Origin of the sequence: Streptomyces herbicida, assembly GCF_032656585.1 — a bacterium.
Lineage (GTDB): Bacteria > Actinomycetota > Actinomycetes > Streptomycetales > Streptomycetaceae > Streptomyces > Streptomyces herbicida.
Genome location: NZ_JAUYWJ010000021.1, coordinates 153,001 through 175,838, shown reverse-complemented (window position 1 = coordinate 175,838; position 22,838 = coordinate 153,001). Strand labels below are relative to the sequence as shown.

The 22,838-nt window shown below is 72.5% G+C and carries 22 protein-coding genes; 12 read left to right on the top strand and 10 right to left on the bottom strand.

Features of this window, described 5'->3' with window-relative positions; translation table 11 throughout:
- The first annotated feature begins 20 nt into the window (after window positions 1-20).
- A complete protein-coding gene (locus Q8A52_RS36075) occupies window positions 21-818 on the top strand; it encodes an acyltransferase (RefSeq protein ID WP_316759320.1) in 798 nt (265 codons plus the stop codon).
- Between the two features lies 1 nt (window position 819).
- Here Q8A52_RS36075 and Q8A52_RS36070 read toward each other — a convergent pair whose 3' ends face one another.
- Complete coding sequence (locus tag Q8A52_RS36070; protein ID WP_316759318.1) at window positions 820-1,677, bottom strand: EamA family transporter; 858 nt, start codon at window positions 1,675-1,677, stop codon at window positions 820-822.
- Between the two features lie 93 nt (window positions 1,678-1,770).
- On the opposite strand from Q8A52_RS36070, the gene Q8A52_RS36065 reads away from it, so the two are divergent.
- Both Q8A52_RS36065 and Q8A52_RS36060 read left to right on the top strand, forming a co-directional pair.
- Window positions 1,771-2,343, top strand: a complete 573-nt coding sequence (locus Q8A52_RS36065) for a helix-turn-helix domain-containing protein (RefSeq protein ID WP_316759316.1) — start codon at window positions 1,771-1,773, stop codon at window positions 2,341-2,343.
- Window positions 2,344-2,386: 43 nt separating this feature from the next.
- Window positions 2,387-2,944, top strand: a complete 558-nt coding sequence (locus tag Q8A52_RS36060; RefSeq protein ID WP_316759313.1) for a YbaK/EbsC family protein — start codon at window positions 2,387-2,389, stop codon at window positions 2,942-2,944.
- A 25-nt stretch (window positions 2,945-2,969) separates the two neighbouring features.
- On the opposite strand, the gene Q8A52_RS36055 is transcribed toward Q8A52_RS36060, so the two are convergent.
- Window positions 2,970-4,058 (bottom strand): cation diffusion facilitator family transporter, encoded by a 1,089-nt coding sequence (locus tag Q8A52_RS36055; RefSeq protein WP_316759311.1) that lies wholly within the window; start codon window positions 4,056-4,058, stop codon window positions 2,970-2,972.
- A 62-nt stretch (window positions 4,059-4,120) separates the two neighbouring features.
- Between Q8A52_RS36055 and Q8A52_RS36050 the strand changes: the two genes are divergently transcribed.
- Window positions 4,121-4,474, top strand: a complete 354-nt coding sequence (locus Q8A52_RS36050) for an ArsR/SmtB family transcription factor (RefSeq protein ID WP_316759308.1) — start codon at window positions 4,121-4,123, stop codon at window positions 4,472-4,474.
- A gap of 220 nt (window positions 4,475-4,694) precedes the next feature.
- Here the strand turns inward: Q8A52_RS36050 and Q8A52_RS36045 are convergent, their stop codons facing one another.
- Window positions 4,695-6,332, bottom strand: a complete 1,638-nt coding sequence (locus Q8A52_RS36045) for an APC family permease (protein ID WP_316759307.1) — start codon at window positions 6,330-6,332, stop codon at window positions 4,695-4,697.
- A gap of 200 nt (window positions 6,333-6,532) precedes the next feature.
- The gene (locus Q8A52_RS36040; protein WP_316759306.1) at window positions 6,533-6,940 is read right to left on the bottom strand and encodes a CoA-binding protein; all 408 of its coding nucleotides are present in this window, start codon (window positions 6,938-6,940) and stop codon (window positions 6,533-6,535) included.
- A gap of 120 nt (window positions 6,941-7,060) precedes the next feature.
- Here Q8A52_RS36040 and Q8A52_RS36035 point away from each other — a divergent pair, with 120 nt between their 5' ends.
- Genes Q8A52_RS36035 through Q8A52_RS36025 form a run of 3 tightly spaced genes read left to right on the top strand, consistent with a single transcriptional unit; the run spans window position 7,061 to window position 9,108 of the window.
- Window positions 7,061-7,888, top strand: a complete 828-nt coding sequence (locus tag Q8A52_RS36035; RefSeq protein ID WP_408649309.1) for a hypothetical protein — start codon at window positions 7,061-7,063, stop codon at window positions 7,886-7,888.
- Window positions 7,885-8,427 carry a SixA phosphatase family protein gene (locus tag Q8A52_RS36030; RefSeq protein ID WP_316759304.1) on the top strand — a complete coding sequence of 181 codons (543 nt, stop codon included), beginning with the start codon at window positions 7,885-7,887 and terminating at the stop codon, window positions 8,425-8,427. Before Q8A52_RS36035 ends, Q8A52_RS36030 begins: the two co-directional genes overlap by 4 nt.
- A gap of 54 nt (window positions 8,428-8,481) precedes the next feature.
- The gene (locus Q8A52_RS36025; protein ID WP_316759302.1) at window positions 8,482-9,108 is read left to right on the top strand and encodes a YigZ family protein; all 627 of its coding nucleotides are present in this window, start codon (window positions 8,482-8,484) and stop codon (window positions 9,106-9,108) included.
- A 98-nt stretch (window positions 9,109-9,206) separates the two neighbouring features.
- Here Q8A52_RS36025 and Q8A52_RS36020 read toward each other — a convergent pair whose 3' ends face one another.
- A complete protein-coding gene (locus Q8A52_RS36020; protein WP_316759299.1) occupies window positions 9,207-10,223 on the bottom strand; it encodes an MASE1 domain-containing protein in 1,017 nt (338 codons plus the stop codon).
- 131 nt (window positions 10,224-10,354) lie between these two features.
- The gene (locus Q8A52_RS36015; protein ID WP_316759297.1) at window positions 10,355-11,689 is read right to left on the bottom strand and encodes a PP2C family protein-serine/threonine phosphatase; all 1,335 of its coding nucleotides are present in this window, start codon (window positions 11,687-11,689) and stop codon (window positions 10,355-10,357) included.
- Window positions 11,690-11,967: 278 nt separating this feature from the next.
- On the opposite strand from Q8A52_RS36015, the gene Q8A52_RS36010 reads away from it, so the two are divergent.
- A complete protein-coding gene (locus Q8A52_RS36010) occupies window positions 11,968-13,131 on the top strand; it encodes an exonuclease SbcCD subunit D (protein ID WP_316759294.1) in 1,164 nt (387 codons plus the stop codon).
- Window positions 13,128-16,121 carry an SMC family ATPase gene (locus tag Q8A52_RS36005; RefSeq protein ID WP_316759291.1) on the top strand — a complete coding sequence of 998 codons (2,994 nt, stop codon included), beginning with the start codon at window positions 13,128-13,130 and terminating at the stop codon, window positions 16,119-16,121. Before Q8A52_RS36010 ends, Q8A52_RS36005 begins: the two co-directional genes overlap by 4 nt.
- Before the next feature lie 2 nt (window positions 16,122-16,123).
- Here Q8A52_RS36005 and Q8A52_RS36000 read toward each other — a convergent pair whose 3' ends face one another.
- A complete protein-coding gene (locus Q8A52_RS36000; RefSeq protein ID WP_316759288.1) occupies window positions 16,124-16,570 on the bottom strand; it encodes an Lrp/AsnC family transcriptional regulator in 447 nt (148 codons plus the stop codon).
- 94 nt (window positions 16,571-16,664) lie between these two features.
- On the opposite strand from Q8A52_RS36000, the gene Q8A52_RS35995 reads away from it, so the two are divergent.
- Together Q8A52_RS35995 and Q8A52_RS35990 are read left to right on the top strand one after the other, a co-directional pair.
- The gene (locus Q8A52_RS35995) at window positions 16,665-17,138 is read left to right on the top strand and encodes a rhodanese-like domain-containing protein (protein ID WP_316759285.1); all 474 of its coding nucleotides are present in this window, start codon (window positions 16,665-16,667) and stop codon (window positions 17,136-17,138) included.
- Between the two features lie 24 nt (window positions 17,139-17,162).
- Window positions 17,163-17,678, top strand: coding sequence for an immunity 21 family protein (locus Q8A52_RS35990; RefSeq protein ID WP_316759284.1), 516 nt, complete (start codon window positions 17,163-17,165; stop codon window positions 17,676-17,678).
- 139 nt (window positions 17,679-17,817) lie between these two features.
- On the opposite strand, the gene Q8A52_RS35985 is transcribed toward Q8A52_RS35990, so the two are convergent.
- Both Q8A52_RS35985 and Q8A52_RS35980 read right to left on the bottom strand, forming a co-directional pair.
- Window positions 17,818-19,509, bottom strand: a complete 1,692-nt coding sequence (locus Q8A52_RS35985) for a DUF885 domain-containing protein (protein WP_316759282.1) — start codon at window positions 19,507-19,509, stop codon at window positions 17,818-17,820.
- Between the two features lie 33 nt (window positions 19,510-19,542).
- A complete protein-coding gene (locus tag Q8A52_RS35980; protein WP_316759279.1) occupies window positions 19,543-20,046 on the bottom strand; it encodes an Lrp/AsnC family transcriptional regulator in 504 nt (167 codons plus the stop codon).
- Window positions 20,047-20,105: 59 nt separating this feature from the next.
- On the opposite strand from Q8A52_RS35980, the gene Q8A52_RS35975 reads away from it, so the two are divergent.
- Window positions 20,106-21,311: a trans-sulfuration enzyme family protein gene (locus Q8A52_RS35975; protein WP_316759276.1), complete on the top strand. Its 1,206-nt coding sequence runs from the start codon at window positions 20,106-20,108 to the stop codon at window positions 21,309-21,311.
- A gap of 94 nt (window positions 21,312-21,405) precedes the next feature.
- Here the strand turns inward: Q8A52_RS35975 and Q8A52_RS35970 are convergent, their stop codons facing one another.
- The gene (locus Q8A52_RS35970) at window positions 21,406-22,833 is read right to left on the bottom strand and encodes a GNAT family N-acetyltransferase (protein ID WP_316759273.1); all 1,428 of its coding nucleotides are present in this window, start codon (window positions 22,831-22,833) and stop codon (window positions 21,406-21,408) included.
- Window positions 22,834-22,838 lie beyond the last annotated feature (5 nt).

The following is a 22,838-nucleotide window of genomic DNA, read 5'->3' as shown; positions in this document are numbered from 1 at the left end:
GATCACAGCGGTCCGGCCTCATGGGCACAGCCGGCGCTGAGTACCGTGAGCGGGTGCCCAAGCCCAAGAACACGTTCTCATCCTGGCGGCGCCGCATCGCCCAGCGGGCGGTCCACGCCGGCTGGGCCTGGGTGCAGCGCACAGGATCCGTCACCGCCGAGCACCCGGGGCGTCTCCGCTTCGGCGCGATGGGAACAGGTACCAGACTCGCCTTCCCGCTCGGCACGGTCTTCGGCGAACCCTGGATCCGTCTGGGCTCCCACTGCATCATCGCCGAGCAGGTCACCCTGACCGCGGGCCTGATGCCCGACCTCGACCTCGGCCCCGACCCGATCCTGCGCATCGGCGACGGGGTCGTCCTGGGCCGCGGCAGCCATGTCATCGCCGACACCACGGTGACCATCGGCAGCGACTGCTACTTCGGTCCGTACGTCTACGTCACGTCCACGAACCACTCGTACGACGATCCGCACGAGCCCATCGGCAGGCAGTGGCCGCGGATGGAGCCGGTGGAGATCGGGCCGGGCTGCTGGATCGGCACGGGCGCGGTGATCCTGCCGGGCGCGCGGATCGGGCGGAACGTGGTGGTGGCGGCCGGTGCGGTGGTGCGCGGGACGGTGCCCGACCACGCCGTGGTCGCCGGGGCGCCGGCCCGGGTCGTACGGCGCTGGACTCCCGACGACGGCTGGCAGCCGCCGCTGCGCACACCCGCGCCGGTACCGATCCCGGACGGTGTCACCCCGGATCAGCTGCGGGCCCTCGCGGACCTGGACGAGGAGGGCGCCGAGCGGCTGGCCCGGCTGGAGGCCGACGGCTGACTCAGCCGGTCGCCAGCAGGAGCGTCCCCAGCAGGGCGAGTCCGGCGCCCGCGGCCTGGACGGCCCGCAGTCGTTCGCTGAGGAAGCCGCGCGCGGCCAGGGCGGTCACCACCGGGTAGAGCGAGGCGAGGACCGCCGCCACCGTGACCGGGCCGTGCTGGGCGGCGACCGAGTAGGTGCCGTTGGCCGCGACGTCGGCGAGGCCGACGAAGGCGAGCGCGGGCAGCGAGGGCCACGGGAAGCCGCCCTCGGGAAGGGCGGCGCCGCCGCGCCGGACCGACACGTACAGCGCGGCGCCGCCGACCGCGACATTGGTCAGCCGCTGCACGAACAGGGCCAGGAACAGGCCGGTGACGGTGGTCGAGGCCTCGGTGATGAGCGCGAACACGGTGCCGAAGCCGAGCGCCGCGACGAGCGTCAGCACGATCGTCTGCCGCTGCACGGGCGCGCCCCTGAGCTGGGGCCCGCCCGCGAGGACCACACCGGTCACGGCGACGGCGATGCCCGCGACCTGCAGCAGCCCCGGACGCTCGCCGAGGCACAGGCCGACGCCCACGGGGACACCCACGCTGAGTGTGGCGAGCGGGGAGACCACGCCCATCGGGCCCAGGGCCAGCGCCTTGTAGAAGGCGAACAGGGCGACCGGGCCCACCAGGCCCGCCGCGAAGGCGAACCACAGCCGGGGACCGGCCTCGGCCCAGCCACCGGTCGCCACGACGATCGCACCGAGGACGGCCGCCGCGATCCCCTGGGAGACGACCACCACCGTCAGGGCCGGAGTACGCCGTGTCAGCAGCCCGCCGCCGAAGTCGGCCAGGCCCCACAGGAGACTGGTGGCCAGGGCGAAGAATGCTGTCACGGGTCGCCTCGCAGTACAGTTCGGTGAACGATCAGGTGCACCCCACCGTAGTTCATTCAATTAAACTATGTCATTCAGAATATTGGACGGAAAGTGTCGGACCTCGATCTGCTGACCCAGTCCCTGGCGCGCACCGTCAAGCACTGGCGCGCGGTGCGCGGCTTCACCCTGGACGTGCTGGCCGCCCGGTCCGGAGTCAGCCGCGGCATGCTCATCCAGATCGAGCAGGCCCGCACCAACCCCAGCCTCGGCACCGTCGTCAAGATCGGCGACGCGCTCGGCATCAGCATCACCACGCTGCTCGACTACGAGCAGGGCCCGAAGGTCCGGATCGTCCCCGCCGAGCAGGCGGTACGGCTCTGGCACACGGACGCCGGCAGCTACAACCGGCTCCTCGCGGGCACCGAGGCCCCCGGCCCGCTGGAGATGTGGGACTGGCGCCTGATGCCCGGCGAGCACAGCTCCTCCGACCCGCACCCCACCGGCACGGTCGAACTCGTCCACGTCACGGCCGGGGAGCTGACGCTCACCGTCGACGGCACGGACTACCACGTCCCGGCCGGCGCGAGCGCCTCCTTCGAGGCCAACACCCCCCACACGTACGGCAACACCGGCGACGTACCGATGGAGATGGTGATGGCGGTCTCGGTGCCGCCCGTCCCCTGAGATGCCCGGCCGCCGGCCGCCCTACGGCTGTTAGCGTGCGGCCATGCGCGCACCCATCGGACACTTCGACACCGCCGCACCGGCCCCCGACTGCCTGGACGAGCTGATCCGCCCGGTCGCCGACGCCGTACGCCGGTGGCGCGGCAGCGTCCCCGCCGACCAGATCGTCTACGTCGAGACCGATCCGCAGTGGGCCGACACCGCCGTCTTCGTCGAGCACTACGGCCGCGAGCTGCTGGAGCAGTCGGCCAACTGCGTGGTGGTCGCGGGCAAGCGGGGCGACGAGACCACCCTGGCCGCATGCGTCGTGCTCTCCACCACCCGGGTCGACGTCAACGGGGTCGTGCGCCGGCAGCTCGGCGCACGCAAGGCCTCGTTCGCCGCGATGGACACCGCGACGGGGGAGACCGGCATGGAGTACGGCGGCATCACCCCGGTCGGACTGCCCGACGGCTGGCCCGTGCTGGTGGACTCCGCCGTCGTCGATCTGCCCTACGTCCTGGTCGGCAGCGGACGCCGGCGCGGCAAGCTGCTCGTGCCCGGCAAGGCGTTCGCCGAGCTGCCGGGAGCGGTGGTGCTGGAGGGGCTGGGGATCGCCTGACGCCGCACCGCGGGCGGGCCGAGCCTCAGCCCGTCAGGTGGTGGGCCAGGGCCAGATGCGGGTCCGCCTCGCCCGCTACGGGTGCCGGATCGGCGTGGACCAGGGCCGCGGTGAGCCTCGGGACGGCGTGCAACAGGGCGTGTTCGGCCTCGACGGCGACGGCGTGCGCCTGCCGTACCGTCGCCTCGCCGTCCACCACGACCGCGACCTCGGCCCGCAGCCGGTGCCCGATCCAGCGCAGCCGCAGTTCGCCCACCTCGCGTACGCCCGGCACCTCCCGCAACGCCCGTTCCGCCCGGTCCACCAGCGCCGGGTCGACGGCGTCCATCAGTCGCCGGAACACCTCGCGCGCCGCGTCCCGCAGCACCAGCGCGATGGCGGCGGTGATCGCCAACCCCACGAGCGGGTCGGCCAGTTGCAGGCCCAGCGCCGAACCCGCGGCGCCCAGCAGCACGGCCAGCGAGGTGAATCCGTCCGTTCGGGCGTGCAGACCGTCGGCGACCAGGGCGGCCGAGCCGATCGACCGGCCCACCCGGATCCGGTACCGGGCCACCCACTCGTTGCCCGCGAACCCGACCAGGGCGGCCATGGCCACGGCCGGGACCTGCGCCACGGGGCGGGGATCGAGCAGCCGATCCACCGCCGCCCAGGCCGCGAAGGCCGCGGACCCGGCGATCGTCAGCACGATCGCGATGCCCGCGAGGTCCTCCGCGCGCCCGTAGCCGTAGGTGAAGCGCCGGGTCGCGGCGCGGCGGCCGAGCACGAAGGCGATGCCCAGGGGTACGGCGGTCAGCGCGTCCGCGGCGTTGTGCACCGTGTCGCCGAGCAGGGCCACCGACCCGGACACCACCACCACGACCGCCTGCACCAGCGCCGTCGCGCCCAGCACCGCCAGCGAGACCCAGAGTGCGCGCATGCCCCGGGCCGAGGACTCCAGGGCCGGGTCGAGCTTGTCGGCGGTCTCGTGGGAGTGGGGGGTGAGCAGATGGGTGAGGCGGTGGCGGAGACCGGTCGAGGGGTGGGTGTGGTCGTGGTCGTGCCCATGGTCATGACCGTGCCCGTGGGCGTTCGCGTGCACATGGCCATGGTCGTGGGAGTGGTGCCGGTCGCTCACATCGATCACCTTCCGGTGCGCGGGAGTGGACGTGCAGGGCCCACAGAACCCATTATGTGCGTATGAGCGCACGCATGCACCTATCACCTGCGCATCATGCGCATCCGCGCACCCCCGGCGGCGAGCAGTTCGCGCTCGCCGCCGATCTCCTGGCTCTGCTGGGTGACCGCACCCGGCTCACCCTCCTGCACGCGCTCACGGCCGGGGAGGCCGATGTCACCACGCTCACGCAGGCGTGCGGCGCGGCCCGGCCCGCCGTGAGCCAGCACCTGGCCCGGCTGCGGCTCGCGGGGCTCGTGAATGCGCGCAAGGAGGGCCGCCGGGTGGTCTACTCGCTCCGCGACGGCCATCTGCGCCGCCTGGTCGACGAGGCACTGAAGGTCGCGGACCACCGCCTCGGCGAAGCGGGGCGTTGAGCCGCTCCGGCAGGACGAGCGCTTCGTCCGGATCGCTGGTGGCGCTGGTCAGCGCCGGGCCGAGGGGTGCCTCCGTCCCCGGCCCGGTCGTGCGACTAAGTCGCAGTGGAGCAGGTGGCGTTGCCCCCTCAACGGGCAGAGGTACGGCCCAGCATGACGGTGTCCCGTCAGCCGCGGCAGGTCAGCCGGGGCGGACGGGACACCGTCGACGGTGTGTCGGTCAGTGCGCCGGAGCGTCGGTGACCACGACCTCGTCGATGCTCCGCTCGATCTCCTCGGGCCGCGCCGCGGTCGCCTTGGCCCAGTAGTAGATCAGCAGGGAGAAGGCGGTGACGACGAGGATGTCCCACCACAGTGGAATGGTGCCCTTGCCGCCGAAGCCGCCCAGCCAGGAGATCACGCCCATGCCCACCAGGTAGCCGGGCAGCCACTGTGCGGACCTGAAGTTCATCCGGGGAGCGTCCGGCAGTCCCTTGCTGGTGGCGTACCAGGCGTAGCTGCCGAGCAGCACGTAGCCGAGGACGATGGCGAAGCCCAGCCGCCACAGGGTGTCCCAGCCGGCCCAGTAGATGATCAGGTTGGCCACCACGAACGACAGCGGGGAGACGAGCCTGCCGAGGGGCAGGCGGTAGGGGCGCTCGTGGTGCGGCAGACGGTCGGAGAAGACGCCGTACGCCAGCGGCGCGCCCGCGTACATCAGCACGCTCGCCGAGGTGATGAAGCCGACCAGCTCCTGCCAGCTCGGGAACGGAAGGAAGCAGACCACGCCGGTCACGAAGGACATGATGAGGCCGAACCACGGCACGCCGCGGGCGTCGGTCTTGGCGAACACCTTCGGCGCGTAGCCGTTCTTGGCGAGGCCGTAGGAGACGCGCGAGGTGGCGGTGGTGTAGATCAGGCCGGTGCCGCCGGGGGAGATGATCGCGTCGACGTAGAGGACGAAGCCCAGCCAGCCCAGGCCCACCAGGGTCGCCAGGCCCGCCCAGGGGCCGCTGATGCCGGGGAAGTCGAGCTTGGCCCAGCCGTGCGCGAACGAGGTGTGCGGCAGCGCGGCGATGAACACGACCTGGAGCAGGACGTAGATCACGGCGCCGATCGCGACCGAGCCGAGGGTCGCCCGCGGCAGGTCACGCTTCGGGTTGCGGCTCTCGCCCGCCAGCTGGATCGCCTGCTCGAAGCCCAGCAGCGCGAAGATGATGCCGCTGGAGCTGATGGCGCCGAGCACGCCCTTGGCGCCGAACGGCGCGAAGCCCTCGGACGTGAAGTTCGACGCGTGGAAGTTGCCGATCGCGATGATGAAGATCGCGGCGAGCGGGACGGCGATCTTCCACCAGGTGGCGGCGCTGTTGGTGTGCGCCAGGGCCCGGACGCCGAAGAAGTTGACTCCGACGAAGACGGCCATGAGGGCGACGGCGACGACGAAACCGCCGGTCGTCAGCGTTCCGTCGGTGTGCTGGAGGCCCTGGGCGAACTTCCAGTGACCGGCGTAACCGATCATGGCCTCGACCTCGATCGGGGCCACGGTCGCCGCCTGCAGCCAGGCGAACCAGCCGAACGACATGCCGGCCAGGCCGCCGAACGCGTAGTGCGGGTAGCGGGCCGTGCCGCCCGCGACCGGGAACATGCCGCCGAGTTCGGCGTGTACCAGGGCGAGCAGCACGATCGCGACCGCGCCGATCACCCACGAGATGATCGCCGCGGGACCGGCCACGACGACCGCCTTCTCGGCGCCGTAGAGCCAGCCGGAGCCGATGATGGAGCCCACGGAGGCCCACATCAGGCCGATCAGCCCGACGTCGCGCCGCAGGCCGCCGGACTCCGTTTTGGCTTGGGGCACGGCATGGTCGACATTCACCATGTCAAGTGGCCTCTCAGATCTGTGCGCAGGTTTAACGGACAAGAGGCCACACATTAGGGATGCGTTCGCGAGCCGCAAAAGACCGTTTCCCAAATTTTGACCCATCACTTGGGCATCTGTTGGGGTGGGCTTTACACAGGTCAGGGCCTGGTAACGAATGCGGGTATTCAGTTGCGTATTGCGCGAAGATCGCGCGACAACTACTGAAGAGTAGGAATTTCGATCGCCGGGCAGCGGTCCATGACCATGTCCAGCCCGGCGTTTCGGGTCCTTTTGTACGCGTCTTCGTCGATCACTCCGAGCTGGAACCAGACGGCCTTCGCGCCCTTGGCGACCGCCTGGTCGGCGACGAGCCCGGCGAGGTCGCTGTTGACGAAGACATCGACGACGTCCACCTCGAAGGGGATGTCCTCCAGCGAGGCGTAGCCGGGCTCGCCGTGGACCGTCTCCGCCTTCGGGTGCACGGGAACGACACGCTTGCCGAACCGCTGCAGCACCTCGGCCACGCCGTACGCCGCGCGCCGGCGGTTCGAGGACAGGCCGACCACCGCCCAGGTGTCACCGAGCTCGGTCAGGATCCTGCGGATCGTCGCTTCGTCGCCGTACACGGTCGGCCTCCTTGGGCTCCGGGGAAGTGTCCTCCCGGCAACAGCGTGGGCCGGAACGCGATTCCCCCCGGCCGGGAGGAGTACCCGATCTTGCGGCACGGTGTCCGGATTCGGCACCAAGTGCCTGCGTACGGCCCTCCGTCCGCCTACGCTCGCCCCGTGCTGCGCATCACCGACGCCCGAACCGGCGCGACCGTCGACGCCGCTCCCGCCCGCCGGGGCCTTACCCGGGTCGAGGCGCACGCGTCGGCCCTCGACCCCTCGTCCCTGCGTGTGCTCCTGGTCGCCGACCTCCTCGTCCGGGCCCTGGAGCTCGGCGGCACCCCCGTCTGGGCGATGCTGACCGGCCACCGCCGCCAGGCCGAGCTCCGCGGGGCGGCCGCGACCTTGGGCATCCGCCCCTTCGAGGACGCCCACGACCTTGCTTCCGGGCTCGGCGAGGCGCAGATCGTCCACGTGATGGGGGACGGCGGTGGCGCGCCCGTGAACGGGGTCGTGGTCGGGGTCGCTCCCGCCGTCGGGGCGGGGGAGCCGTCCGGGAACGCCGCCGCGGCCCGGGCCGGGGAGCCGTCCCCGGCTGCTTCCGGCGATCTCCCGAGCCTGCTCTCCGACCCCTCCGCCCTGCGCTTCGCCCTGCTGGCCGGCCCGCGCACCACCCCTGTGCGACTCGACGCTGCCGCGCTCGAGGAGGCCGGGCGGACGCTCGCGCGCTGGCGGCAGGCCGTGGCCACCTGGGCGCGTCGGCCGTCGCGGCCGATTCCCGACGAGGTACGAGGGCGGCTGCGGGCCGCATGGGAGGACGATCTGGACGTGCCCGAGGTACTGAATGTGCTGCGGTGGGTGGAGACCGCCCCCGACCTGCCGGACGGCGCCCGCTTCGAGACCTACGCCTACACCGACCGCCTGCTGGGCCTCGACCTCGCCCGCGACCTCGGGACCCTCGCGTGATCGCTCGCGCGGGAGCGGGCCCGCTGCGTCGGCTGGTCGTCCTGCGGCACGCCAAGTCCGCCTGGCCCGAGGGTGTCCCCGACCACCAGCGTCCGCTCGCACCGCGCGGGCGCCGGGACGCCCCGGCCGCCGGCCGCGCCCTCGTCGAGTCCGACTGCCTCCCCGACCTCGCCCTGTGCTCCACGGCCGTACGCGCCCGCCAGACCTGGGAACTGGCCTCGGGCCAATGGGGAACGCCCCCTCCGGTGCGGCACGACCGGCGGCTGTACGCGGCCGACGCGGAGGACCTGCTGGACGTCGTACGGGAGGTCCCGCCCGAGGTGGAGACGCTCCTGCTGGTCGGGCACAACCCCGGCCTGGAGGACCTGGTCCTCGACCTCGCGGGCGACGCCCTGGACGACGCGCTGGACCAGGTGCGGACGAAGTTCCCGACCTCCGCGATCGCCGTCCTGGCCTGGCACGGCACCGGCTGGGAGGCACTCGGCCCGGGCACGGCGCTGCTGACGTCGGTGATCGTGCCGCGAGGGAAGAAGGAGTAGGCCCGGGAGCGGGGGCCGCCGGGGCCACCGCGGCAGTCCGCATAGGCTGTCCGGATGCAGGACGAGTACCGCACAGTCGCCCACGCGGGCGTGCACGAGACCGAGGTCAACCGCTCCCGCTTCCTGTGCGCCCTCGCCCCGGCGGCCACCGAGCAGGAGGCCCAGGACTTCATCGCCGCGATCCGCAAGGAGCACGCGGACGCCACCCACAACTGCTGGGCGTACGTCATCGGCGCCGACGCCTCGACCCAGAAGGCCGGTGACGACGGCGAACCGGGCGGCACGGCCGGCGTCCCGATGCTCCAGATGCTGCTGCGCCGCGACATGCGGTACGTCGTCGCCGTCGTCACGCGCTACTACGGCGGGGTCAAGCTCGGCGCGGGCGGCCTCATCCGGGCGTACGGCGGGGCGGTCGGTGAGGCCCTGGACGCGCTCGGCACACTCACCCGGCGCCGTTTCAGGCTGGCCACGGTGACCGTGGACCACCAGCGCGCGGGCAAGGTGCAGAACGACCTGCGCTCGACCGGACGCGAGGTGCGCGACGTCCGCTACGGCGAGGCGGTCACCATCGAGATCGGCCTGCCGGACGCCGACGTGGACGCCTTTCGCGCCTGGCTGGCCGACATCACTGCCGGGACGGCCGGGTTCGAACTGGGCGGGGAGGCCTACGGGGACGCGTGACGCGTGACGCGTGATGCGTGATGCGTGACGGGTGATGCGTGACGGGTGATGCGTGACGGGTGATGCGTGATGCGTGATGCGTGATGCGTGATGCGTGATCACACCGGTTTCGCGGTCCGTCCGCCGTGTTCCTCCTCCTGGCCCTGGCCGTCGGGAAGCATCGGGTGGTGATCACCGGTGGCGATCTTGGCCACCATGTCGGCCAGCTGCCCGCAGGCGCGCGCGATCTCCACCTGGATCTGGTTGCGCTCGGTGACGGCTGCCGCGAGCAGAAGCGCGGTCAGCGCGGCGGAACCATTGAACGCCTGCAGGGTGATCATGTTGGTGAGCAGGTCGTGACCGGCGAACGGCCCCGATGCCCGGCTGGCGGAGATGATCGCGAAGGTCGAGACCGCCAGTGCGCAGGGCGCGGCCCCGGCCAGCTGGAAGCGGAAGGCCGCCCAGATCAGCAGGGGGAAGCCGAGGAACAGCAGCGGCGCGCGACTGGTCTCGAGGAGACCGATGCCGACCGTGGCCGCGACAAGGAGCAGCGCCTCCCCCCAACGGGCCGGTGGCACGTCCCTCGGCAGGCGTGCCGAGCGGAGTACGAGCAGGACCGGCGCCACCACCAGGACGCCCATCGCGTCGCCGGTCCACCAGACCGACCACGCCGGCCAGAAGTCGTCGGGGCTCAGCACACCGGCCAGGCGCAGGGTCCCGCAGCCGATCGTCGAGCTGACCAGCATCCCGGCGAACGCACCGAGGAAGATGAGCGCCAGCGCATCCCGCAGACGGTCCAGTTCGACATGGAAATCCGCACGACGGAGCAGCACGTACGAGCAGATGGGCGCGAGGGTGTTGCCCGACGCGATCGCGAGCACGGCCAGGGTGGTCGGCCCGAGCGTGACGTTGACGAGGAAGGCGCCGAGCGCGATCCCGGGCCAGACCCGGGGGCCACGCAGGAGCAGGCTCGCCAGGGCGATACCGGTCGGCGGCCACAGAGGGGTGATCTGGCTGCGCACCAGCTGCTGGAGCAGCCCCATCTTGGCCGAGCCGAAATACAGCCCGGCGACCACGCAGATCTCCAGGACAGCCAGACTGCCGCGCCGGAGCCGTTCACGCCGCTCGACACTCATCGGGCGACCTCCGCATCGACATCGCCACGAGGTCCATCATCCGTCCGATCCGTCGGATCCTCCATGGCAGGCATGACGCTCACAGCAGAGACGGCCGGGTCGGCATCGGCCACCGGCGGGAGGCCCGGGGGTCAGACGGGCGGGGTGCGCAGGGCGAGAATGGCCATGTCGTCGTGTCCGTCACTGGGGTGCTGATCGGCCAGCACCTGGACGAACTCGTGCAGGGGCAGATGGGCATGCGCGCCGGCGAGAGTGCCGAGCGCGTTCAGGCTCGCGTCGATGGAACGGTGGGGGTCCTCGACCAGCCCGTCGGTGAAGAAGACCACGGTGGCGTCCGGGGGCAGGAAGCGTGAGTGGTCGGGGCGCGGTTGCTCGGGGTCTACCCCCAGCGGCAGCCCGGGCTCGGCGAACAGATATTCGGATTTCTGCTCCGGGGTGATCAGCAGGGGCGGGACATGGCCCGCGGTGCTCCAGTGCAGCCGCCAGCCCGGTCCCTCCGGCTCGATCCGCGCCAGTGTGGTGGTGGTGACGGGATTGTTCGTGATGGCCTGCAGGGTGCGGTCGAGCCGGGCGAGGACCGCGCCGGGCGTATTGCCCCGGTCGAACAGCAGGGCACGCAGCATGTTGCGGGTGGAGGCCATGGCGGCGGCGGCCCGCAGATCGTGGCCGACCACGTCACCGATGACGACCGCCACGACGTCGTCGGGCAGCGGGACGGCGTCGTACCAGTCCCCGCCGAGCTGACTGGGCTCGGCGGCGGGCCGGTAGATGGCCGCGGCGGTGAAGGGGCGCAGGTCGGGGAGGGTCGGCAGCAGAAGCCGCTGGAACTGCTCGGCTCCGACGCGAACCTGTTCAAACAGGCGGACGTTTTCGATGGCGATACCGGCGGCGCTGGCGAGGGCGACGAGGACGTTCTCGTCGTGGGCGTCGAAGGGCAGTCCGTCGAGTCGCTCCGAGAGATAGAGGTCACCGTAGATCTCGCCGCGGACGGTGATGGCGACGCCGAGCAGGGTGCGCAGACCGGGGTGGCCGGGCGGGAATCCGACGGAGGCCGGATGGGCCCGGATGTCGTCGACCCGCAGGGGCCCGGGATGGCGGATCAGGTGGCCGAGGACACCCATACCGCGAGGCGGGTCGGTCCCGGCCAGGTCGGCGCGTTCCTGCTCGGACAGACCGGCGGCGATGAACCGCGTCAAGCGCTCTCCGGACTCGCCGAGTACGCCGAGTGCTCCGTAGCGGGCGCCGACCAGGTCCATGGCGGTGGTCACGATGCGGTCCAGCACCGCGGGCAGCTCCACCTCCCGGCTGATGGCCACCACCGCGTCCAGCAGGCCCTGCAGCCGGTCCATGGCGTCCAGCAGGGAACGCAGCTGCTCGTCGATCCGGCCCAGCTCGGCACGCAGACGCAACTGCAGGTCGGGAAGGTGTGGCTGCCGGGGTCGTTTCCCTTCCTTGTCTCGTGCCATCGGTCTCGGTCGCCTCCAGCCCACGGATCCGCTCATACAGCGTCTCATCCGAGAGGCGTAAAAGGTGCAAATATCAATTTTCTGGTTATGTCATGCCTACTTGGATGATCCCGGATGTATCGAGTCATGTGCCACCGGATGTGAGTGACACATCGAGGTCCGTGATGGATCAGGCACCCAGAGGCGTTAGCGTGGTGGGTGCTGACCGCGAGTCTGTTGCCGGTCGGTGCTGGTCCGGGGGGCGTCGGAGGGGGAAGCGTGCGGGGCGGAGCGGTTTCTTGAGATTGCTGCACACGTCCGACTGGCATCTGGGCCGGGCGTTCCACCGCGTGAACATGCTGGGCGCCCAGGCAGAGTTCATCGGTCACCTCGTCACCACCGTGCGCGAGCGCGAGGTGGACGCGGTGGTCGTGTCGGGAGACGTGTACGACCGCGCGGTGCCCCCGCTCGCCGCCGTCGAGCTCTTCGACGACGCCCTGCACCGGCTCGCTGCGCTGGGCGTGCCCACGGTGATGATCTCCGGCAACCACGACTCGGCCCGCCGGCTCGGCGTCGGCGCCGGTCTCATCGGGCGCGCCGGTATCCACCTGCGGACCGAACCGACCGCCTGCGGTACGCCGGTCGTGCTGGCGGACGCCTTCGGGGACGTGGCCTTCTACGGGCTGCCGTACCTCGAACCGGCCCTGGTGAAGGACGAGTTCGGGGTCGAGAAGGCAGGCCACGAGAGCGTGCTCGCGGCCGCCATGGACCGCGTCCGCGCCGACCTCGCCGCACGTCCGCGCGGCACCCGCTCCGTGGTCCTCGCGCACGCCTTCGTCACCGGGGGCGAGGCCAGCGACAGCGAACGGGACATCACCGTCGGCGGAGTTGCCGCTGTACCGGCCGGGGTCTTCGACGGCGTGGACTACGTCGCCCTGGGGCATCTGCACGGCTGCCAGACCATCACCGAGCGGGTGCGCTACTCGGGCTCCCCGCTGGCCTACTCCTTCTCGGAGACGGATCACCGCAAGAGCATGTGGCTCGTCGACCTCGGCACCGACGGCCCGGTCGGCGCCGAGCGCGTCGACTGCCCGGTCCCGCGGCCGCTGGCCCGGATCCGCGGGACGCTGGAGGAACTCCTCGCCGACCCCGCCCTCGCCCGCCACGAGGACGCCTGGGTGGAGGCGACGCTCACCGACCCGGTCCGCCCCGCCGACCCCATGGCCCGGCTCACCGAGCGTTTCCCGCACACGCTCAGCCTCGTGTTCGCCCCGGAGCGCGCCCCGGACGACCCCGACGTGTCGTACGCCGGACGCCTCGCGGGCCGCAGCGACCAGGAGATCGCCCAGGACTTCGTGGCCCATGTACGGGGTGCCGGTCCCGACGGGCGGGAGCAGGCGGTGCTCCGAGACGCGTTCGACGCGGTGCGCGCGGACGACGTCGTACGGGAGGTGGCGCGGTGAGGCTGCACCGGCTCGATGTGACCGCCTTCGGTCCCTTCGGAGGCAGCCAGCTGGTCGACTTCGACGCCCTCTCAGCCGCCGGGCTCTTCCTGCTGCACGGACCGACGGGCGCCGGAAAGACCTCCGTCCTGGACGCCGTGTGCTACGCGCTCTACGGCTCCGTGCCCGGGGCCCGGCAGACCGGCCAGGGCCTCTCCCTGCGCAGCGACCACGCCGACGCGGGCACCCGCACCGAGGTCCGCCTCGAACTGACCGTCGCCGGACGGCGGTTGGAGGTCAGCCGGCAGCCACCCTGGGAGCGGCCCAAGAAGCGCGGCTCCGGTACGACGCTGGACAAGGCCCAGAGCCGGCTGCGCGAGTACGACGCGGCGGCCCGCGCCTGGAAGGACCTCAGCCGCTCGCACCAGGAGATCGGGACGGAGTTCGAGCAGCTTCTCGGCATGAGCCGTGAACAGTTCTGCCAGGTCGTCCTGCTGCCCCAGGGCGACTTCGCGCGCTTCCTGCGGGCCGACGCCGAGGCCCGCGGCAGACTGCTGGGCCGCCTCTTCGACACCCGGCGCTTCGCCGAGGTGGAAAAGCGCCTCGCCGAGCGCAGGCGCGCCACGGAGGCACGGGTGAGGGACGGCGACGCCGCGCTGCTGGCCGACGCGCACCGCATGCAGCAGGAGGCGGGCGACGCCATGCCGCTGCCCGAGCTGGCCCCGGGGGAGCCGGGCCTGGCCGACGCCGTGCTGGGCGCCGCGGCCGTCGCCCGCAGCACCGCCCGGGAACGGCTCACCCTCGCCCACTGCCGCCTCACCGCTGCCGAGTCCGCCCAGGCCGCCGCGGACCGTGTGCTGGCCGACGTACGCGAACTGGCGCGGCTGCAAGGCAGGTTCGCCGAGGCGCGGCAGCGGGCGGCGCAGCTCGAGGGGCGGTCCGGGGCCCACCGCGAGACGCAGACGCGGATGGAGCGGGGCCGTAAGGCGGAGACGGTGGCACCGGCCCTGGAACTGCGGGAGGCCGCCGACGCCGAACACCGGGCAGCGGCCGCCGCCGAGGCACGCGCGCGTGGACCGCTGCCCGAGACCTTCACCGACGCCGGACCCGCCGGGCTGGCCGCCGCCGCCCGCCGGGCCGCCGAGGAGCTGGGCGGCCTGGAATCGGCCCGCCGCGCGGAACAGCGGCTCGCCGAGATCGCCGAGGAACGCGCCGGACTGGACCGTCAGGAGCGCGCCGACGAGGACGTGCTGCGGGACGCCGCGGGCTGGCTCGCCGAATGGGATGTCACGCGCGCGGGACTGCAGGCCCGGATCGACTCCGCGCAGGAGGCCGCCACCCGGTCCGAGCAGCTCGCCGTACAGCGCGAGCCCGCGCGGCGGCGGCTCAACGCGGCCCGGATGCGCGACCAGCTGGCCGGTGACACCGAGGCCGCCCAGAAGCGGACGCTCGCCGCCGAGCGGCAGGCCCTGGAGACCCGGGCCCACTGGCTCGACCTCAAGGAACAGCGCCTGAACGGCATCGCCGCCGAACTCGCCGCGAACCTCACCGACGGCGAACCGTGCGCCGTCTGCGGGGCCACCGAACACCCCGCGCCCGCCCGCAGGGTCGCCGGGCACGTCGACCGCGAGGCCGAGGAGCGCGCCCTGGCCGCCTCCCGGCAGGCCGACGAGCAGCGCGCCGAAGCCGAGCGGCGCCTGGGCGTCGTACGGGAAGCCCTGGCCGCCGCCACCGCCGAGGCGGGCGACGCGCCCACGGCCCGGCTCGCCGCCGAGGCGGACGAGCTGGAACGTGCCTACACACAGGCCCGCCGGGACGCCTCCGGGCTGCACCCCGCACACGAGGAGCTGCGGCGGGCCGAGCGCGAACGCGAGCGTCGCCAGACCGAGCTACGGCAGGCCGAGGTCGGCACCGCCTCCCGGATCGCCCGGCGGGACACCCTGGAGCGCGAACGAGTCGCCCTGGAAGAGGAGTTGGCGCAGGCACGGGGCACCGCCGGCAGCGTGGCCGCGCGGGCCGCGCAGCTGGAGCGTCAGGTCGCGCTGCTGACCGACGCGGCCGATACCGCGCGCGCCGCCGAGGACACCGCCCAGCGGCTCAAGGACGCCGACGCCCGCCTCGCCGACGCCGCCTACCGGGCCGGCTTCGAGACCCCGCAGGCAGCGGCCGCGGCGCTCCTCGACGACGCGGAGCACCGCGAGCTCCAGCGGCGCCTGGACGCCTGGCACGCCGAGGAGGCAGCCGTACGCTCGGTCCTGGCCGAGGCCGACACCGCGGCCGCCGCCCAGCAGCCGCCGGCCGACCTCGAGGCGGCCGAGCGGGAAGCGGCCGCGGCCGCCCAGCGGCTGCGCGACGCGGCCTCCGCCCGCGACTGGGCCGCCCGCTGCTGCGCCGAACTCGACCGGCTCTCCGCCCGGGCGACCGACGGCGTACGACGGCTGGCGCCGTTGCGCGAGGAGTACGACCGGGTGGCCCGTCTGGCCGCCCTCACCGCGGGCACCTCGGCGGACAACGAACGCAAGATGCGCCTGGAGTCGTATGTCCTTGCGGCCCGACTCGAACAGGTCGCCGCCGCCGCCACTGTGCGGCTGCGGCGCATGTCCTCCGGCCGCTACACCCTCGTCCACTCCGACGACCGCACCGGCCGTGGCCGCAGCGGGCTCGGGCTGCATGTGGTCGACGCCTGGACCGGGCGCGAGCGGGACACGGCCACGCTGTCGGGCGGCGAGACGTTCTTCGCCTCCCTCGCGCTCGCCCTCGGCCTCGCGGACGTCGTGACGGACGAGGCCGGCGGGGTCCGCCTGGACACGCTCTTCATCGACGAGGGCTTCGGCAGCCTGGACGACCAGACCCTGGACGAGGTCCTCGACGTGCTCGACTCCCTGCGCGAACGGGACCGCAGTGTCGGCATCGTCAGCCATGTCGCCGATCTGCGGCGCCGGATCCACGCGCAGCTGGAGGTCGTGAAGGGGAGAACGGGATCGGTGCTGCGGCAGCGGGGTGCCGACTGAACTCAGCGCCCCAGCGGGCGCCGGGGCAGGGGTGACGAGTACACGACGCTCGTGGTGACCGAGCCGAGGGCGCCGATCTTCCCCGAGATCGCTTCCAGATGGGACATGGACCGCGCGGCGACCTTGATGACGAAGCAGTCGTCGCCGGTCACATGGTGCGCCTCCAGGATCTCGGGCGTCGCGGCCACCAGGTCGTGAAAAGGCTTGTAGTTGCCGTTCGGGTACCTGAGCCGCACGAACGCGAGAATCGGCAGGCCCAGGCGCTCGAGGTCGACGACCGCCGCGTACCCCTGGATGACGCCGGCCTCCTCCAGCCGGCGGACCCGCTCGGTGACGGCACTGGAGGACATCGAGACGGCACGGGCGAGTTCCGCGAAGCTGGCGCGGCCCTCGCGTTGCAGGACGTCGAGGATGTGCCAGTCGGTGGCGTCCGGGGAATAAGCGGTCATCCCCGAGAAATAGCAGGGGAATCCCCGGCCGATCAAGCAGAACCCCGGGGATCCCCGCTTCAGGGAGCGGGCCGGGGGCCATAGATTTTTTGCCATGAGCACCAACACCGTGAACCCCGTCCTGCGGGTCGCCCCCGCCGCCCCCGCCGAGGCCGCCGCCCATTTCCGGGCGAGCCTCGCCTTCCACGCCGACGTCTCCGACGTGGCCGCCGCGCTCGCGGGGGACGGCGATCCCGGCTTCGTCGTCCTCGACTCCCGCTCCACCGAGTCCTGGGACCAGGGCCACATCCCCGGCGCCGTCCATCTGCCGACCGCTCTCATCCCCGAGCAGGCCGAGCAGCTCCTCGACAAGTCCGTGCCGGTGGTGACGTACTGCTGGGGTCCCGGCTGCAACGGCGCCACCCGGGCCGCCCTCGCCCTGGCCGAACTCGGCTACCGGGTCAAGGAGATGCTCGGCGGATTCGAATACTGGGCGCGGGAAGGTTTCGCCTACGAGACCTGGCAGGGGCCGGCGAACCGGGACGCCGACCCGCTGACGGCACCCGTGGCGGGCGAGTGCGGCTGCTGACACCCACCCGTGTAGGTTCTGCCCATGGCTCGATACGCGGATCCAGGCGTACTGGAGTGGGTGGAGTCGGGCGGCGGCCCGCTCATAGCCGTCCCGGAGGCGGTGCTGCCGTTCTGGTCCGGGGCCGACGGCGAGGAGATGGACACCGACTACGACCGTGCGTGCGAGGTCGACGGGTACGTCGGTCTGCTCCCCGTCGGCGACAGCGCGGCCCTGGTGCTCGGCGACGAACCGGCCGCCACCTCCTTCCTGGCCGACCACGGCACCTTCGTACGGTGGAGTGCGGCGAACTCCGAGGACGATCTGCTGGCCGGAATTCCCGCCGCCCTCCACGCGGCCGCATGGGAGGACGAGGTCGGCTGGGACGTGCCCGGTCCCGTCGTCCTGTTCGACTCGGCCTGGTCCGGCACGGACACCGCCCACCAGGAGCACCTGAGGGTGCCGCTGGCACCGGGCCGGTACGCGGTGCGTGCCGCTTACGCCCAGCCGGGACCGGAGACCTGGGTCGGACTCGTACAGCTGCGGCGGCTTCCGCACTAGGACCTGCCCGGCCGATCAAGTCGCAGGAAACCAACGGTGGCCGGGTAGCTCGCGTCTGCGGCATGATCGGCCGGACAGGTCCCAAGGGGCGGCCGGTGACCGGCGGCGCCCACGAGGGCGTCGCCGGTCCCGCTCTCGATCAGAGCTGGGACAGCTCGTCCACCAGGTCGTCCAGGCCCAGTGAGCCCTGGGAGAGGGCCGCCATGTGCCAGGCCTTCAGGTCGAAGGCGTCGCCGTGCCGCTTGCGCGCGTTCTCCCGGCCCAGCAGCCAGGCCCGCTCGCCGAGCTTGTAGCCGATCGCCTGGCCCGGGATGGTCAGATAGCGGGTCAGCTCGCTCTCCACGAAGTCCGCCGGGCGGCTGCTGTGCGCGCCGAAGAACTCCTGGGCCAGCTCCGGCGTCCAGCGCTCACCCGGGTGGAAGGGCGAGTCCGCCGGGATCTCCAGCTCCAGGTGCATGCCGATGTCCACGATCACGCGGGCCGCGCGCATCATCTGCGCGTCGAGGTAGCCGAGGCGGTGCTCCGGGTCCGTGAGATAGCCCAGCTCGTCCATCAGACGCTCCGCGTACAGCGCCCAGCCCTCCGCATTGGCGCTCACCCCGCCGATCGTGGCCTGGTAGCGGGAGAGGTCCTTGGCCACGTGCGCCCACTGCGCCAGCTGTAGATGGTGACCGGGCACGCCCTCGTGGTACCAGGTCGACACCAGGTCGTACGCCGGGAACCGGGTCTGGCCCATCGTCGGCAGCCAGGTGCGGCCGGGGCGCGAGAAGTCCTCCGAGGGGGCCGTGTAGTACGGGGCTGCCGCGCCGCCGGGCGGTGCGATGCGCGACTCGACCTTCCGCACCCGCTCGGCGAGTTCGAAGTGCGTGCCGTCCAGGTCGGCGATCGCACGGTCCATCAGCCCCTGCAGCCACTCGCGGACCTCGTCGACGCCCTCGATGTGCGTGCCGTGCTCGTCGAGGTGCGCGAGCGCCACCCACGGCGTCTCGGCACCCGGCAGGATCTTCTCGGCCTCCTGCTTCATCTCGCCGAGGATGCGGTGGAACTCCGACCAGCCGTACGCGTACGCCTCGTCCAGGTCCAGGTCCGTGCCGTTGAAGTAGCGCGACCAGCGCGCGTACCGCTCGCGGCCCACCGTGTTCGCAGAGCCCTCGATGGCCGGTGCGTAGACGTCCCGCAGCCAGTCCCGCAGCTCCACGACGGCCGCGGTCGCCCCGCGGGCGGCCTCGTCCAGCTCCGCGCGCAGCGCCTGGGGCCCGGCCGAGACGAAGTCCTCGAACCAGCCGCGGCCCTGGCCGTCGGTGTCCGACCACTCCGTGAGCTGGTCGACGAAGGTGGCGGTCGGACGTGGCGCCGCGTACAGCTTGCGCTCCAGACCGAGCGCCAGGGACTCGCGATAGCCGGCCAGCGCGGCCGGGACCGCGCGCAGCCGCTCGGCGATCGCCGACCAGTCCTCGTCCGTCTGCGTCGGCATCACGGTGAACACGTCGCGCACCACATGTCCGGGCGTGTGCAGGTTGCCGATCGCGCGCAGGCTCTCCTCGGCCTCGTGCACCGCGAGTTCGGCGCTGAGCCGCTCGCGCAGCAGACGCCCGCAGCGGCGCTCCACGTCGCTGTCCGCCCCGGGCTGCCGCTCGGCCTCGTCCAGCTTCGCGAGGGTGGTCCGCGCCAGCTCCGCCAGGGCCTGCTGGCCCGCGGGAGAGAAGTCGGGCAGCCTGCTCGCACTCTCCTTCACTCCGAGGTACGTGCCGGTGACCGGGTCGAGGGCGACGAGTTCGTCGACGTAGGCGTCGGCGACCTCACGGGGCAGCGGGCTCTTGGTCTCAGACATGCCGCCCATCCTCATACGGCGACGATGTCTGCGTCACCCATGTATTGCTGATTCAGCTGTGGGCGTGGCCGGGGGCAGCAGGGGGCCGCACTCCCACTGCTGGAAGATCAACCGGGTCTCCACCCGAGCCACCTCGCGCCGGGCCGTGAACTCGTCGAGGACCAGCCGCTGCAGGTCCGCCATGTCCGCCACGGCCACATGCACCAGATAGTCGTCGGGTCCGGTCAGATGGAACACCGTCCGTGACTCCGGCAGGGCGCGGATCCGCTCCACGAAGGGGCCCACCAGCTCCCGCCGGTGCGGCCGCACCTGCACCGAGAGCAGCGCCTCCAGACCGCGCCCCAGCTTGGCCGGATCGAGCCTGAGCTGATGCCCGAGGATCACGCCCGAGCGGCGCAGCCGGGCAACCCGGTCCAGACACGTCGACGGCGCCACGCCCACCTGGGTGGCGAGGTCGCGATAGGTGATCCGGGCGTCGTTCTGCAGCAGGCGCAGCAGATGCAGGTCCACCGGATCCAGTACGACAGATTCGGCCATTGGCCGAACGTAGCACGGTGTTCGATTCCTGTGGCCCGCTCGGTGTTCACCCTCTGCCCATGGACTCAGCGAGCACGGGTGCCTACGACGCCGTAAGCACCGCATCGAGAGCACTGGCCACCGAGGCCGTGCACGCCGGCCGCGACGACCTCGCCCGGCAGGGCCTGCACGCGCCGCCCATCGACCTGTCCACCACCTACCCCTCCTACGACAGCAGGGGCGAGGCCGCCCGCATCGACGCCTTCGCCGCCACCGGCGCCGCCCTGGACGGGATGCCGGTGTACGGGCGGCTGGGCAATCCGACCGTGGCCCGCTTCGAGACCGCGCTGGCCCGGCTGGAGGGCACCGAGTCCGCGGTCGCGTTCGCCAGCGGGATGGCGGCGCTGAGCGCGGTTCTCCTCGCCCGCTCCTCGACGGGCCTGCGCCACGTCGTCGCCGTACGTCCCCTGTACGGCTGCAGCGACCACCTGCTGACCGCCGGACTGCTGGGTACGGAGGTGACCTGGACCGATCCGGCCGGGATCGCGGACGCGCTGCGCCCGGACACCGGCCTCGTCATGGTCGAGACCCCGGCGAATCCGACACTGGCCGAGGTCGATCTGCGCGCGGTCGCCCACGCCTGCGGCACTGTGCCGCTGCTCGCCGACAACACCTTCGCCACACCCGTGCTCCAGCGCCCGGCCGAGCAGGGCGCCCGGCTCGTGCTGCACAGCGCCACCAAGTACCTCGGCGGGCACGGCGACGTGCTCGCGGGTGTGGTGGCCTGTGACGAGGAGTTCGCGCGGCAGCTGCGGCAGATACGGTTCGCCACGGGCGGCGTGCTGCATCCGCTGGCCGGCTATCTGCTGCTGAGGGGACTGTCCACGCTGCCGGTGCGGGTGCGGGCCGCCTCCGCGAGCGCCGCCGAGCTGGCCCGGCGCCTCGCCGCCGACCCGCGTGTCGCGCGGGTCCACTATCCGCGGATCGGCGGGGCGATGATCGCCTTCGAGGTCCAAGGTGACCCGCACGAGGTCATCGCCCGGGTCGGGCTGATCACCCCGGCCGTGAGCCTGGGCAGCGTCGACACCCTGATCCAGCATCCGGCGTCGATCAGCCACCGCATCGTGGACGCGGAGGACCGGCGCGGAGCCGGAGTGAGCGACCGGCTGCTGCGGATGTCGGTCGGGCTGGAGGACGTCGAGGATCTGTGGACGGATCTGGACTCCGCGCTGGGGGAGCACGGTGAGGCGTCGTCGACGGCGGAACTTCAGGCGGCCGTGAGCTGAGGCCTGACACGGGGCAGGTCGACGGGTGAACGGCCCGGCGGGGTTCCGCCGGGCCGCTCGCCGTTCGCCGAGCGGGAGCTCGGCCCTGCCTCTCTCAGTCCCGGCGGGCCGGCCCGCCGAACTGCTCCTGCCTGCCCTCGTACGACAGCAGCGAGGTGACCGGGCCGGTGCCCAAGCGGGCCGTGATGACCAGCGTGCCCTCCTCGATCTGGTAGTCGAGGGGCAGCCCCAGACCGCGCATCGCGGTGACCATGCCGGTGTTGGACGCCTGCGTCACGGCGTACACGCTCTCGCAGCCGGCCTCGACCGCCAGCGCCACCAGGCGGCTCAGCAGTTCGCCGCCGATGCCGCGCTGCTGCCACTCGTCCTCGACGAGCAGCGCGACCTCCGTCTCGTCGCCGTCCCACAGCAGATGACCGAGGCCGACGATACGGCCCGACGCCGTCTGCACAGCCAGCGTGCGCCCGAAACGCGGGCTCAGCAGGTGGTTCAGATAGCGGTCCGCGTCACCGATCGGCCCGTGGTAGCGCATCGCGAGTGTCCGCGCCGAGCACCGCTCGTGCATCGCCTTCGCCGCCTCGACGTCCCGCGTGTCGGCCCGGCGCACGGTGATCGCGTTGCCCTCGGGCAGCGTCAGCACGTCCTGGCTGCGCGGGATGCGCGGGCCGAGCCGGGCGTCCAGCTCCACCAGTGCCCGCGCCCGCGCGAACTCGGTCGGCGTGAACGGCAGATAGGGCCGCTCCACGGTGATGACTCCGCCTTCCGGTGCCCGCAACCGCATCACGGTGTCCTCGAGCGCTCCCTCGGCCGGCACCTCCTCCGGCGCGCGGCGGCCGCCGAACGGCGTGGCGGGCAGCGAACGGATGGTGCACCGTCCCAGCAACTGCCGCAGTGCCAGCGGAAGTTCCGCCGCGTCCAGCGCGGTGCGCGCCGCCAGGCCCAGGACCCGGGTCGGGGCGTCCACCAGGTCGTGCGCGTCGGCCCGCTCGATCCAGGTGCTCGTGCCCCCCGCCTTCGCGACCGCACGGCTGATCTCGGCAGCCGGGAGCACACCCGGGGCGCGCAGCAGGAACTCGTCCACCGTGCCCTCGGCGAGCGGATGCGCCTGCAGGCTCAGGATGTCGACCCGCTGCCCGGCGAGAGCCGTGCACAGCGCGGCCAGCGAGCCCGGTTCGTCCTTCACCGTCGTCCGCATCCGCCACAGCGCGCTTGCCCCGGCCACCGCCTGGGGCGTCGCCGCGCGCTCGTCGGACGGCCCGGCCTGGGTGATCGGCCGGGCACCGGTATCGCTCGTCGGCGGTGCGTGACCATGGCGCCGTGACCACCAGATGTGGAACCCTGCCGTCGCGGCCAGCGCCACCGCCGAGATCAGCAGCAGTGCCGGGCCGTCGGGCCCGTGCCCGATCAGGTTCGCCACCACGTCCGCCACCGCGACGGCCGTGAACAGAGCGGCGAGTTCGACGACGTCCCGTCGCCAGTGGTGCACGGGACGCCCGTGCTTTGCCCGCGTCACATCAGACATTCCTC

Coding starts and splice junctions, on each gene's coding strand:
- Q8A52_RS36075 (WP_316759320.1), top strand. CDS start 21: ATGGGCACAGCCGGCGCTGAGTACCGTGAGCGGGTGCCCAAGCCCAAG.
- Q8A52_RS36060 (WP_316759313.1), top strand. CDS start 2,387: ATGCGCGCACCCATCGGACACTTCGACACCGCCGCACCGGCCCCCGAC.
- Q8A52_RS36050 (WP_316759308.1), top strand. CDS start 4,121: ATGAGCGCACGCATGCACCTATCACCTGCGCATCATGCGCATCCGCGC.
- Q8A52_RS36045 (WP_316759307.1), bottom strand. CDS start 6,332: ATGGTGAATGTCGACCATGCCGTGCCCCAAGCCAAAACGGAGTCCGGC.
- Q8A52_RS36025 (WP_316759302.1), top strand. CDS start 8,482: ATGCAGGACGAGTACCGCACAGTCGCCCACGCGGGCGTGCACGAGACC.
- Q8A52_RS36020 (WP_316759299.1), bottom strand. CDS start 10,223: ATGAGTGTCGAGCGGCGTGAACGGCTCCGGCGCGGCAGTCTGGCTGTC.
- Q8A52_RS36015 (WP_316759297.1), bottom strand. CDS start 11,689: ATGGCACGAGACAAGGAAGGGAAACGACCCCGGCAGCCACACCTTCCC.
- Q8A52_RS36000 (WP_316759288.1), bottom strand. CDS start 16,570: ATGACCGCTTATTCCCCGGACGCCACCGACTGGCACATCCTCGACGTC.
- Q8A52_RS35995 (WP_316759285.1), top strand. CDS start 16,665: ATGAGCACCAACACCGTGAACCCCGTCCTGCGGGTCGCCCCCGCCGCC.
- Q8A52_RS35990 (WP_316759284.1), top strand. CDS start 17,163: ATGGCTCGATACGCGGATCCAGGCGTACTGGAGTGGGTGGAGTCGGGC.
- Q8A52_RS35985 (WP_316759282.1), bottom strand. CDS start 19,509: ATGTCTGAGACCAAGAGCCCGCTGCCCCGTGAGGTCGCCGACGCCTAC.
- Q8A52_RS35980 (WP_316759279.1), bottom strand. CDS start 20,046: ATGGCCGAATCTGTCGTACTGGATCCGGTGGACCTGCATCTGCTGCGC.
- Q8A52_RS35975 (WP_316759276.1), top strand. CDS start 20,106: ATGGACTCAGCGAGCACGGGTGCCTACGACGCCGTAAGCACCGCATCG.
- Q8A52_RS35970 (WP_316759273.1), bottom strand. CDS start 22,833: ATGTCTGATGTGACGCGGGCAAAGCACGGGCGTCCCGTGCACCACTGG.